At 73.1% G+C, this 12,183-nt stretch carries 7 protein-coding genes and 1 tRNA gene; 5 read left to right on the forward strand and 3 right to left on the reverse strand.

Annotated features, from left to right (window positions below; genetic code table 11):
* Positions 1-47: 47 nt before the first annotated feature.
* A complete protein-coding gene (locus JJJ15_RS07845; RefSeq protein WP_200510373.1) occupies positions 48-4,652 on the forward strand; it encodes a DNA helicase in 4,605 nt (1,534 codons plus the stop codon).
* A gap of 241 nt (positions 4,653-4,893) precedes the next feature.
* On the forward strand, positions 4,894-5,205 hold the full coding sequence (locus JJJ15_RS13115; protein WP_246741970.1) for a hypothetical protein: 312 nt from the start codon (positions 4,894-4,896) through the stop codon (positions 5,203-5,205).
* A 795-nt stretch (positions 5,206-6,000) separates the two neighbouring features.
* Here JJJ15_RS13115 and mscL read toward each other — a convergent pair.
* The 3 genes from mscL to JJJ15_RS07865 form a co-directional block, all read right to left on the reverse strand.
* Positions 6,001-6,387 carry a large conductance mechanosensitive channel protein MscL gene (gene mscL, locus JJJ15_RS07855; RefSeq protein WP_200510374.1) on the reverse strand — a complete coding sequence of 129 codons (387 nt, stop codon included), beginning with the start codon at positions 6,385-6,387 and terminating at the stop codon, positions 6,001-6,003.
* Between the two features lie 106 nt (positions 6,388-6,493).
* Positions 6,494-7,249 carry a Flp pilus assembly protein CpaB gene (gene cpaB, locus JJJ15_RS07860; protein WP_246741971.1) on the reverse strand — a complete coding sequence of 252 codons (756 nt, stop codon included), beginning with the start codon at positions 7,247-7,249 and terminating at the stop codon, positions 6,494-6,496.
* A 422-nt stretch (positions 7,250-7,671) separates the two neighbouring features.
* Positions 7,672-8,319 (reverse strand): 5-formyltetrahydrofolate cyclo-ligase, encoded by a 648-nt coding sequence (locus JJJ15_RS07865; RefSeq protein ID WP_106110170.1) that lies wholly within the window; start codon positions 8,317-8,319, stop codon positions 7,672-7,674.
* A gap of 195 nt (positions 8,320-8,514) precedes the next feature.
* On the opposite strand from JJJ15_RS07865, the gene glp reads away from it, so the two are divergent.
* From glp to JJJ15_RS07880, 3 genes are all read left to right on the forward strand, one after another.
* Positions 8,515-9,726, forward strand: coding sequence for a gephyrin-like molybdotransferase Glp (gene glp, locus JJJ15_RS07870; RefSeq protein ID WP_106110171.1), 1,212 nt, complete (start codon positions 8,515-8,517; stop codon positions 9,724-9,726).
* Positions 9,727-9,982: 256 nt separating this feature from the next.
* Positions 9,983-11,584 (forward strand): hypothetical protein, encoded by a 1,602-nt coding sequence (locus tag JJJ15_RS07875; protein WP_200510375.1) that lies wholly within the window; start codon positions 9,983-9,985, stop codon positions 11,582-11,584.
* A 180-nt stretch (positions 11,585-11,764) separates the two neighbouring features.
* A tRNA-Ala gene (locus tag JJJ15_RS07880) sits at positions 11,765-11,837 on the forward strand.
* Positions 11,838-12,183: the final 346 nt, after the last annotated feature.

Below are 12,183 nucleotides of genomic sequence, written 5' to 3' on the forward strand. Positions count from 1 at the left end.
GCCGCGCCTGTCCGGTTTGGGCGAGGGCGGCCGGTACGTTATGTGGCATGACGCCCTTGCTCTCCTTCTTCGGCCGCTTTCGGCGCCGCTCGGCGGATCGCGCACCCGTCCACGAGCCAGCCGTCTCCTGGGCCGCCGACCCGGAGAGCCCGGACGTCCCCGTCGAGCCGCGTGAGCCGTCCCCCGCCGAGGTCACGCCGGCCCACGGCGTCCCGGCCCCTCCGCCGCCCGTCATGCCCCCCCTGGGGGATCCCGTGCGTCTGGCCCGCGTGGACGCGGCCCTGACCTCGTGGCGCAGCGAGCTGGTGGACCTGGGGGGCGTCGCCAGCCTGGACGACATTACCGTCATCGACGGCGTCGTGGACCTCACCGCGGCCCACCCCTCCGGCCTGGCCCAGCTCTACGCGGGCCGACCCACCCACCTGACCAACCTCATCCGTGAGCACTCCGCCCTGAGCGTGGCCCGCCAGTGCCTGCGCGAGGTCGCCTCCCGCACCGAGAGCCTGGCCCGGCAGTTCGGCGTCGCCCCCGTCTATCTGGCCATTGGCGTGGCCACCTGGAACGAGACCGTCACCCGCCCCAAGGACGAGGACGACGCCGAGAACGGTGACCAGGACCCCGAGGACAAGAAGCCCGGACTGACCCCTCTGGAACGCACCACCCCCGTACGCTCCACCAGGACCGTCAACGCCCCCGTCCTGCTGCGGCCCGTGCGCCTGACCGGCCCCAACGCGGAGGCCGCCATCACCCTGGAGCCCACCATTGAGGTCAACCCCGTCCTCGTGCGCGCCCTGCGCCGCTACGGCGCCGCGGAGAACGTGGAGGCCATCGCCCGGGCCTCCCTGTCCCGGGAGGGCTTCACCCCCCGCTCGGCCCTGGCCCGTATCGGTGCGCTGGGACGTGAGTACCTGCCTGCCTTCGACGTCCACGAGCGCCTGGTCATGGGGGCCTTCGTCCACCCCGGGCAGGCCCTGGTAGAGGACTTCGACGCCGTGGAGGAGCGCGCCCGCGCCTCCGCCCTGGTAGCTGCCCTGGCCGGTGACGAGCAGGCCCGTGCCGCCCTGGACGTGACGCTGCCCGAGCCGGTGCGCACCGACCGCGCCCCCAGCGCCGAGCGCGGTATCGGCGACCTCGACCCCGCCCAGCTCGACGCCGTCGAGGCCGTCAGCTCGGGCGCCTCCCTCCTGCTCGACGCACCCCCCGGCTCCGACGTCGCCGACACCCTGGCCGCCATCCTGGCCGACGCCGCCGCCTCCGGGCGCACCGTGCTGCACGTGCCCGCCTCCAACGCCGATGGGCACGCCGTGGCCCAGGTCCTGCGCGAGGCCGGGCTGGGGAGCATGGTCGCCGACCTCACCGAGGACCCCGACTGGCGCCGTCACGCCGCCGAGACGGTCCGCACCGCCCTGGGGGTGCAGGTCCCCGACCTGGACACCGAGTCCATTAGCCTCCAGCGCCAGCGCCTGGTGGCCGTGCGCAGGCGCCTGGGCCGCTACATCGAGGCCCTCCACCGGGAGCGCGACCCGTGGGGCGTGTCCGCCTACGACGCCCTCCAGGAGCTCGCCGAGCTCACCAGCGGCCGCGCCCGGGCCCGCACCACCGCCCGGATCGCCCCCGAGCACATGGGCCGCATAGGCGCCGAGGACCTGGACCGGGCCATCTGGCTGCTGCACCGTGCCCACGCCCTGGGGATCCTCAGCCCCCGGCTCTCCGCCTCGGCCTGGCGGAGCCTGGACGTCACGGACATTGACGAGGTCACCGACACCCTGGCCCGCCTGGCCCGCCTGGCCGAGGAGCTCCTGCCCACTCTCACCGAGCAGGTGCGGTCCGTCAGCGACTTCACCGGCCTGAAGCCCGCCGCCACCCTGAGCCAGTGGGACGAGCAGATGGAGGTGCTCGACGGCGTGCGTGAGTCCCTGGACGTCTTCCTGCCCGAGGTCTTCGAGCGCTCGGCCGCGGACCTGGTCATCGCCACCGCCACCCGCCGGTGGCGTGAGGAGCGCTCCATCGAGATGAAGCGCTCCACCCGGCGCCGCTTCATCAAGCAGGCCAAGGACCTGGTACGCCCGGGTCGCAATGTCAGCGACCTGCACGGTGAGCTGGTCAAGGTGCAGCGGCGGCGGGAGACCTGGCGCCGATACGACCCCGACAACGGCTGGCCGCGCCTGCCCCGGGGCCTGGACGACATGCAGCGCACCGCCGTGGAGACCAACGAGGTCGTGGCCGCCCTCCAGCCCGTCCTGGGGCGCGCCGAGGACGCCCCGGTCCTGGTCGACATGCCCCTGGACCAGCTGACCGAGCGTGTACGCACCCTCCTGGACGACGCCGCCAGCGCCGAGAGGATGCCCGAGGCCAACCAGGTCCTGGACGAGCTCACCGAGCTGGGGCTGGGGCCCCTGGTCAAGGACCTGGCCGCCCGGGAGGTGCCCGACAGCCGTATCGAGGACGAGCTCACCTACTGCTGGTGGATCTCCATCCTGTCCTACGCCCTGCGCCAGGACCCGGACATGGGGGGCCTGGACGCCGACGCGCTGACCGCCCTGGCCGCCTCCCTGCGTCGGCTCGACACCGCCCAGTCCGCCTCACTGGCCGGGCCGGTCCTGGCCGCCTACGCCTCCCGGGTGCGTGCCAGCGTCGACGCCGACAAGGACACCGCCCGCGCCCTCTACCTGGCCCTGTGCCGGGAGGACAAGCTGCCCCTGCGTGACATCCTGCGGGTCTTCCCCCTGGCCCTGACCGCCACCCCGGTGTGGATCGTGCCGCCCACCCTCGTGCCGCAGGTCTTCACCCCCGACGCCGTGGTGGACCTGGCGGTCCTGGACGCCTCCGCGCAGATGCCCGTGGCCCAGGTCCTGCCGGCCTTCGTCCGCGCCGAGCAGGTGCTGGTGGTCGGCGACCCGCGCCGGGACACCTTCGGCCTGGCCGCCGAGCTCGGCTCCCTCCTGCCACGGGTGACCCTGCCCCTGGGACGTCACGCGCTGGACGCGGAGATCGCCGTCTTCCTGGCCGCCAACGGCTACGACAACGTCATTGACGCCGTCCCCGCCCCGCCGGGCGCCTGGCAGCTCAGCCTGGACCTGGTCGAGGGACGCGGCATGCCCGCCCCGGGCCAGGCCGCCGTGGAGTCCGTCCCCGCCGAGGTGGAGCGGGTGGTGGACCTGGTCATTGAGCACGCCCTGACCACCCCTGAGCGCAGCCTGGCGGTCATCGCCCTCAACGCCCGGCACGCCGAGGAGGTCCAGCGGGCCATTAACGCGGCCACCACCGGATCGCCCTCCCTGGAGGCGTTCTTCTCGGAGGACGTCGGTGAGCCCTTCGCGGTGGTGGACCTGACCCAGGTGCGCTCCCTGCGCCGGGACAACGTCATCCTCTCGGTGGGCTACGCCAAGACGCCCCACGGGCGCACCATCCACTCCTTCGGCGCGGTCTCCACGCACGGGGGCATGGTGGGGCTGGTGGAGGCCCTGGCCGTCTCCCGGGGCACCACCCAGGTGGTCTCCTGCCTGGCCGCCGAGGACATTGACCCCAACCGCCTCCAGGCGGCCGGGCCGCGCCTGCTGCGCCAGGTCCTGGCGCGTGCGGGCGGGGAGCCGGCCCAGAGCGTGGCCGAGTCCACGGCCCCCGACCGCCTCCTGGTGGACCTGGCCGAGCACCTGTGGCGCAAGGGCCTGACGGTGGTGCCGCGCTACGGGGTGCGCGGGGGGGTGCGCATCCCCCTGGCGATCGGGCACCCTGACTGCCCCGGCGAGCTGCTGGTGGCGGTCCTCACTGACGACGCCGCCTACGTGGCCGAGCCGAGCCTGCGCCGTCGTGACCGCCACTGGGTGGAGCGCCTGGAGAGGCGTGGCTGGCACGTCTACATGGCCTACTCCGCGGGGGTGTTCGTGGATCCTGAGCGTGAGGCCCAGGCGGTGGAGAGCATTGTGCTGGACATCCTCACCCAGCGGCAGGCCGTCCGGGAGGGGCGGGTCCACCAGGTCGTGCCCGTGCGCGTGGAGGACGTGCCCGAGGTCCTGGAGGGGGTGCCCCAGGGGCAGTCGGTGACCGAGCCTGACGGCGCCCTGCACGGTGCCGAGGGGGTCCTTATCGCGGGGAGCTCCCTGGGTGCTGGTAGCGCGTCGAGCCCGGGGGGCTGGGGTGCGGGCAGCACACCAGGCCCTGGTAGCGCGTCAGACCTGAGGGGCCGGGGTGCGGAAGGCGTGCCGGGTGGTGGAGGTGAGCCTGCAGGCAGCGCTGCTGGTAGCGCGTCGAGTGCCGAGGCCGCGGGGATCCAGTGGCGTGGGACAGGGGCGTCGGGTGCGTCCGCGACGTCAACGATCTTTGGCAGGTCGGCGGTCTCGGCCGTCTCGGGGGTGTCCGCGACCTCGGCCGTCTCGGGGGCCTCAGCCGTGTCCGCGGTCTCGGCGGCGTCGGCGGCGTCGGACCTGGAGACCGTGCGTGAGCGCGGACCGCGGCCGCGCTTCGCCCAGGGGCTCCCCCTGCAGCACTACTCCGACGACGCGCTTGACGAGCTCATGGCCTGGATCCGTTCCGACGGCGTCCAGCGTGAGGACTTTGAGGAGGTTGAGGAGCTGCGGGTCACCCTGGGGCTGCAACGCCGCGGCTCCGCGGTCGACAACATCCTGAAAGGCGTGGTGCGGCGTGGCCGCTGAGCCCGGGGGAGAGGCGGACGCGGCAGGTGGTGACCGGGGGTGCGCCCGCCCTTCCCCTGGGGCGGGGGTCCCGGGGTTGGTGGTCGGTGCACCCGCGACAGGACCGAGTCCTGCCCCTGGGGCGGGGCCAGGTGGGCTCGGCCGCTGGACCGGGGCGGCTGCTCCTGAGGTGGGAGGGCCCGTTGCTGCCCGGTCCGCCGACTCCGAGTCCGCCCCTGGCTGGACGGGTGAGGTGGCTGGCGTGGCGGGGGCAGACCGGCCTGGTGTGGCCGGTGGCCTGGCACCGGGCCCGGTGCCCGCAGGCGGTGCCAGTGGTACTGGTGGTACTGCTGGTGGGCGTGCGCGGCGTCGCGTGGTGGCGCTCTGCGCTGCCGACCTGGCGCGGATCGCACGCGGTGAGCTGCCGGCCCAGCAGGCTGAGGAGGAGCGCCGCCGGAGTGTGGACGCCCTGACGGATGCGTGCGGGCGGAGCGGTCCCCTGGGCCGTACCGGCACGACGGGGGACGCTAATGACGCCCGGCTCCTGGCCGAGGTCCCACCCCACTGGCAGTAACCCGGGGGACGGAGCCAAAAACAGGTCACGACGGCCACGCCCCCGCTCCTGCCTCACTCCACCTCGGCCCCTTCTCCTCCCACCTCGGCTCCGCTCCCACCTCGGCTCCGCTCCTGCCTTGGGCGTGCTGCTCGACCGACGTCATCGGCCGGGGAGGACGGGCGGCTCGGCTCCTGCCTTGCAGGCCGCTTAACCGCACCATTCCTGGGCTGGTTCGTGCCGAGAGCAGGGATCTATGCGCGGCCTGCGTAGTGTGGGGCGACTGTTCTGTCGCAATCTGAGGATCAGAGCCGACCCCACCCCGCCCCCGTCTTTATGCGCTCAATGTCCACGCAGGTCAGGGGCCTGGGCTCTGGTACGGCCAGGAGTGCCCTCCGCCCTGATCCTCAGATTGCGACACGCACAGGAGCACAGAGCGGCGGACGGCTGGTAGGACATCCAGAGTATTGCGTAACCTGCCTAGGTTTACGCCAGGAGACACGTGCCCCTATCAGAGGACGCGACGGGCCTCCCGGACCCACCCGTTCTCACGACGAACAAGTACCGTTCTCGCGAGCAACAAGTACCGTTCTCGCGACGAATAAGTACCGTTCTCACGGAGGGAGGGGTGTGGTTGGCCTAGGGGTGGGCGGGTGCTCGTGGCCCTGCTGCCCCGTTATATGACGAGGGGTCGGCTCTACTGAGCCGACCCCTCGTGCGTCGTAGGCCAGTACCGAGGCCGTTGACCGGGCTGGCGGCGAGGTCGCGCCAAACCCTCGCGTAGTCCAGTGCCGCTGCGGGCGGCCCTTGGCGTCCTCAGCCCCGCCGGGTGGCGAGCAGGTCGCGGATCTCGGTGAGGAGCTCGGCCTCGGTGGGCTTGGCGGGAGCGGCCTCCTCCTCCTTCTTGCGGGTGGCGGCGAGCTTGTTCATGGGAACCACCACGAAGAAGTACACGGCGGCCGCCACGATCAGGAAGTTGATAATGGAGGTGGCAATGGTGCCCGGCTGGATGTAGTCCGAGCCCCGGATCTTGAACTGTGCCACGGAGTCAAAGTTCGGGGAGCCCACGAGGGCGCCGATAATGTTCAGGATGAACTTGGTGACGCTGTCGACGATCGGCTTGAAGGCGTTACCGATAATAACGGCGACGGCGAGCTCGATCACGTTGCCCTGGGAGATGAACTCCTTGAAGCCCTTGAGCATGGAGGGAGGTACCTTTCGACGGGGCGCTGCCGGGCACGTACGTGCTCCGGGACACCATTGACGTGTGAAGACAGCAGTGCGTGAGGCGCTGCACTGCCTGACGGCGTCACGGGCTCAGCACGATGCCGAGCGCTCCATGTGTAGCCGCGCTAACGACCACGCTAGCGCTATTCCCGGAAACAGCAAGTGTTACATATGTAACATTCTTATTACCTGACCACAGGCCCGGCTCCTCCGGGACCTCGACCTGGAGCACCCTGGCGCCTGTGCAGAGTACTGCCGACGACTGCGTGTCAGCCTCGTCGGCCTGCCGGGAGGAGCTCGTTGTGTTCTCCCCGATGACGTCTACCCGGCTCCCGGGCTGGGCCAGGGCCGCGCCGATATCCACCGGAATCTGGACCACCCGTTCACTGGGGGCCAGCCCTGCAGCGAGCTGACCGCTCACCAGCGAGGGCGTCAGGATCGTGCCTGCCGGGAGGGCCACGGCCGCCCGCGACCCCGCGACCTCCGGCCCGGCCAGCTCCCCGGAGGGCAGCGCCTCCTCTGGTAGCGAACGCTCCTCCAGATCCTGTTCGGTAATGAGCGTCCCGGCCACGACGTCGTGCTCCAGGACCCAGACGATACGCCCCTGCACCGGCTGCGGGCGCAGCACGGACAGGGTCACCAGGACGGCCCCGGCCACGCAGGTGGCGACCACCAGGTGCCTCCAGCGCCAGAGCACGGTGGAGGGCCGGGGCCGACGGCGTCGGGTAGCCGGTTGCGGGACGTCAGGGAGCTGGTGACGTCGGGAGACGGGCTGCGGGGCGTCGGGCCGGCCCCGGGAGGGGGGCCGTGGGCGGGAGGAGCGTCGTCGCAGGAACATGCCTCCAGCGTGGGTTGAGACGGCCCCCTCAGGCCAGCGGGGGCGCCGGGCCCTGTGGACAAAGAGTTTTCCACAGGCCCGGACCACCGGATGACGCCGCGAGATTCCGCGGAAAGTACCTCAGGCGCCTGGGAGCCTCCTTATTTCCGGGGGGTGCGGGGCAGGTCACGGAAAGTACCTCAGGCGCCTGGGAGCCTCCTGCTGACGGCAGCCGCGTGGCCCGCCCTTCGGGATGCCCGAGCGCTGCGCGAGCGCGTCCGCCCCGACCGCGTCACCCGCGGCGTCGCGGTGCCCTCGTGACGCCCGCTCCAGCCGCGCCGCCAGGGCCTCCTTACCGGCCTACTGGCGGCAGCCGCGTGGCCCGCCGACCGCGTCACCCGCCCTCGGCCGCGCCGCCAGGCCTCGCCCCGTGGCCCCGGCGGCTACCGGCCGGAGAAGGCGGATCCCTGGAGGAGGAACCACTCGGTGGGGGTGATGACGGCGTCCACGGGCACGTCGTGAGGCTCTGTCGGCAGGGGCCTGGTGACGAGCTCGTCGCCGTAGACCAGGGCGAACACCGGTGCCTGGGGGCGGCGCAGCGGCAGCACGCGGTCGTACCACCCACCGCCCTGCCCCAGGCGCCGACCCGCCCGGTCCACCGCCAGCGCCGGGACGAGCACGGCCTCGACCTGCCCGATCTCCTCGGGCGGCAGCGGCTGCCCGCTCGGCTCCGGCGGACGCCCCGGAGCGCGCTCGGCCAGGTCGTCGCTGCCGGCGAAGTACCTCCACGAGCGCGACAGGCGCGGTCCCAGCACCGGCAGGAGCACACGCACCCCCTGTGATCGCAGCTCCTCCAGGAGCAGGCGGGTGCAGGGCTCGTAGCCCACCGACACGTAGGCGGCCACCGCGCCCATGCCCGCGACCGCCTGGAGGGCGTGCTCGGTCAGGGCCTCGCAGGTGGGGTCGTGGTGGCCGACAGGGTGGCGGTGACGGTGACGCCGCTGCTCACGCAGGGTGACCCGGAGCGCGTCCTTCGCGTCGCTGACCTCCAGGAAGGCGACGTCGGGAAGGACGGGGGCAGGGGTGCTCATGGGGGCAATCCTCCCAGGCCCCGAGCGGGGCGCCGGCAGGCACAGAGGTTCTGCGCTTGCGGCGAAGCCCCCTGGTCGCGGGCGTCCTGACGCGGTAGCGCCCCCGGGCTGAGACCGCTGCGAGACCTTCCGGGCCGGTGGGGACGGTAGGCTCGCGCTGGTAACCGGACACACGCCGGAACGTGAGGACACCTGATGATAACCGTCGCCAAGCACCTGGCCGCCTGCCTTGAGATCGCCCACGCCGCCGCACCGCTGGACGTGGTCCTTCCCGACGCCGTCGGCTGCGTCCTGGCTGAGGACGTGGTGGCCGACATGGACCTGCCGGTGGCGGATCTCGCAGGGTGCGACGGCTACGCCGTCACCGCCGCCGAGGTGGCCGGGGCCGGCTCAGGCGGTTCCGTCCGCCTGGACGTCATGGACGCCGTGCGTGCGGGGGACGCCCGCGCCATGCGGCTGGTGCGTGGTGCCTGCGTCCTGATCGACTCCGGTGCGCCCATGCCCCGGGGGGCCGACGCCGTCGTGTCCTGGAGGGACACCGACCGGGGCACCTCGCAGGTGGTGGTGCGCCGCGCCGTGGTGGCCGGGCAGAACGTGCGCCGCCGGGCCGAGGAGGTCGAGGCCGGGGTCAAGGTCCTCACCGAGGGGAGCCGCGTCTCCGCCCGGCAGGTCGGGCTGCTGGCCGGCCTGGGCCGCCACCGGGTCAAGGTCCACCCCGCACCCCGTGTGGTGATTGTCTCCATTGGCGACGAGCTGGTGGAGCCGGGTAACCGGTGCGGGCTCGGCGAGGTCTACGACGCCAACGGCCACGCCCTGGCGTCGGCGGTGACCGAGGCCGGGGGGCAGGCCTTCCGGGTGGCGGCGGTCCCCGACGAGGTGCGTCCCCTGACGGAGACCATTGAGGACCAGCTCGTGCGCGCTGACGTCCTGATCACCACCGGGGGGATGTCCCTGGGGCAGGGGGACACGGTCAAGGACGTCCTGGCCCCGCTGGGCTCGGTGCGGTTCGACGCCGTCGCCATGAGCCCCGGCCACCAGTTCGGCCTGGGCACGGTGCGTGACACCCCGATCTTCTGCCTACCGGGCGACCCGGTGAGCGCCCAGATCGCCTTCGAGACCTTTGTGCGTCCTGTCCTGCGGCAGATCGGGGGCTGGTCCACGCTCCACCGCCTGAGCCTGCCGGCCACGGTCACCCACGGCTGGGACTCCCCGGTGGGCAGGCGCGAGTTCGTCCCGGTCCACCTGACGGGCTCGCCCGCCCAGGGCTACCGGGCCGAGCCGACCAGCGAGCCGGGGCGCACCAGCCTGCTGGGCCTGGCCTGGGCGAACGCGATCGCCGTGGTGCCCGAGGACACGGGGCTGGTCGCGGCCGGGAGCTCCCTGCACTGCCTCCTCCTGGAGTCGTGAGGTGCGCGGTGTGGGGTGCGTGGCGCCGCGACGCTCTTGTAGGACCTTGGACCTGTTTTCTGCGGTCCGCCCAGGTCGGGCAGGGGGAGCACGAGGTGGGGCTCCTGTGACTGCCGAGGACCCCAGGAACCGTGTGACTGCTGAGGAATCTGTGGTCCGCGACGTGTCCAATATCCTGGTCGGGTGGGACCGCGAGCTGTTCAACACGCCAGGTCGCCTACGTCCCCGCCGCCTGTCGGGCGAATACCGTTGAGGTGTGGGGATGGAGATCTGGGCGCTGGTCGCACTCGTTGTCATCCTTGCCGTGTACCTCCTGCCGTACCTGGTCGGACGCCGTGAGGTGATGGGGCAGTCCAATTCCGAGGACCGCTACTCCGCGGAGCTGCGGGTCCTGGAGACCAGCGACGAGCCCTCCGCCGCTGACGAGGCCTGTACTCGCAGCGGTCATGCCACGATCTTTCGCCGCCCACCGGAGGTCAGAGCCATGAACAGACCCACCGTGAGGAACGTCCGCTCCGTGAGGACCGAACGTGAGCTGGCACAGGCCAGGCGCGCCCGCAACGAGGCCCGCGAGGCCCGTCGCGCGGCCGCCGGTCGCCGCGCCGCCGTCTTCGCGGTCCTGGTGGCGGTCTCCGCGAGCCTGTGGATCGTGGGCCTGGCGACCCCGGTGCCCTGGTGGCCCGCCCTCATCCCGACCGCGCTGCTGGGCGTCTCCCTCATGGCGGGACGTCGGGCGGCCATTGCCGCGGCCGCTGCCGAGGGCCGTGAGCGGCGTCGTATCGCCGCCCTGGAGCGTGAGCTCCTCCTGCTCACCGGCAGGCACCCGGAGGGTGACGAGGCGGCCGACGACGAGGGCGGCCTGACCGCGGCCGACCGGGGGCGCCCGACTGGCGTGCCCGGCGCCTCCCGCAGGACCGCTCCTCACCGCGACCAGGGCGGCTCCCGTCCCGAGCGGCCCGTCCAAGACCAGAGGACCGCGCCGTCGGCGGGCCCCGTGGGAGGCCCCATCCTGCGTCCGGTGCCTGCTCCCGGGCCGGTCGGCAGGCCGGATCCGGTCGCGGGCCCGACTGGTCGGCCGGTGTTCGTCCCCGTGGACTCCGTCGAGGAGACGGAGGGGCCCGTGGCGGCAGGCCTGGAGGCGGACCTCGTGCCGGGGCCGGACGGCCCCGAGGCCAGGCCGGTGGCGGAGTCCCTGGCCGGGTCCCGGCCTGGCGGGGACGCCGTGGACCTCCCGCTCTCCCCGACGTCGCCCGCCTCCGTGGAGCCGGCCGCCCAGGACGAGCCGGACGCCCAGGAGGAGGGGGGCCCCGCCGCTGGCCCCGCCCAGCCCCCCGCGCCGCCTGCTGGCGGGCCCGAGACGGTTCGCCCCGAGACGACGGGCCCGGACCTGACCCGGCTCCCGGGCGTCGTCAGCCCGACGTCGGGCAGGCCGGTCACGGCCAGGCCGGCTGTGGGCCGGTTCAGCGCCAGCAGGCCCGCGCCCGAGCCCGTCGGGTACGACGGGCCGTTCCTGCCCTCCATGCCGCCGCTGACCGGTGACGACCCCGACGCGGCGCTGACCGGGGAGGACCCCGGTGCCGCACTGGCCGCCCGGGCCAGGCGGATGCCCGCCCCGGCCACGCCGCCCCAGGGCTGGCGTCCGGTGCACGTCCCGGCCCCCACCTACACACTCGCCGCGCGCGCCCCGCGTCGCATGATCGAGGACCTCGACACCGGCGAGCACGAGGTCGTCGCCTCCCCGGTCCGGCCGGTCAACGCCCAGGTGCCCGTCCCGCCCGAGGAGGAGCTGGAGGAGCGCGAGTTCCACCCCATCGACCTGGAGGCCGTCCTCAGGCGCCGTCGCGCCGCCGGGGAGTAGGGCAGCGCTCCGCTGGCCCGGCCCAGCCCGCCCTCCTGCTGGCTGGCCCCTGGCACGGCCGCTGGCCCCGGCACGGCTGGGGCGCGCAGCCGTGAGCCCAGGATCCGGGTAGGTGGGGCGGGTCACGGGGCGGCGACTTGCCGGAGGCGGGAGGGCAGGTGCTACCATCTCTGCGTACCCGGGGCTATGGCGCAGCTGGTAGCGCGTCTCGTTCGCAATGAGAAGGTCGGGGGTTCGAGTCCCCCTAGCTCCACCCAGTAGGTCCGCGTACTGTCGCGGCACCTGTGCCCTGAGCTTCTCTCCTACGTCCCTGACGCCCCACAGCCGGGTCCTTCCTGAGAGCCGGAAGCGGAAGAGCTCCTCTGGTTCCCCCGCGCCCTCGGCACGGAAGTACCCCTCGATCCTCTCCCTGGCGTCCCTGGACAAATTCGCGACTTACCCATTTCAGTGGGCTCACTGGCACTATCCAGGGCACAGGACCTCTGTCAGCCGACGGGGGTGTGAACTGTCCTGCCGCCCTGCCAGCGGCCCGCGCGCCGGGCGGGTCCTTCCCGGTCGGCGCGCTCGGCGACGAACTGGCGGCCCGCGCGCCGGGGTGC

This window comes from Actinomyces sp. HMT897 (assembly GCF_016626125.1).
GTDB lineage: Bacteria > Actinomycetota > Actinomycetes > Actinomycetales > Actinomycetaceae > Actinomyces.

Coding starts and splice junctions, on each gene's coding strand:
- glp (WP_106110171.1), top strand. CDS start 8,515: ATGATAACCGTCGCCAAGCACCTGGCCGCCTGCCTTGAGATCGCCCAC.
- JJJ15_RS07865 (WP_106110170.1), bottom strand. CDS start 8,319: ATGAGCACCCCTGCCCCCGTCCTTCCCGACGTCGCCTTCCTGGAGGTC.
- cpaB (WP_246741971.1), bottom strand. CDS start 7,249: ATGTTCCTGCGACGACGCTCCTCCCGCCCACGGCCCCCCTCCCGGGGC.
- mscL (WP_200510374.1), bottom strand. CDS start 6,387: ATGCTCAAGGGCTTCAAGGAGTTCATCTCCCAGGGCAACGTGATCGAG.
- JJJ15_RS07845 (WP_200510373.1), top strand. CDS start 48: ATGACGCCCTTGCTCTCCTTCTTCGGCCGCTTTCGGCGCCGCTCGGCG.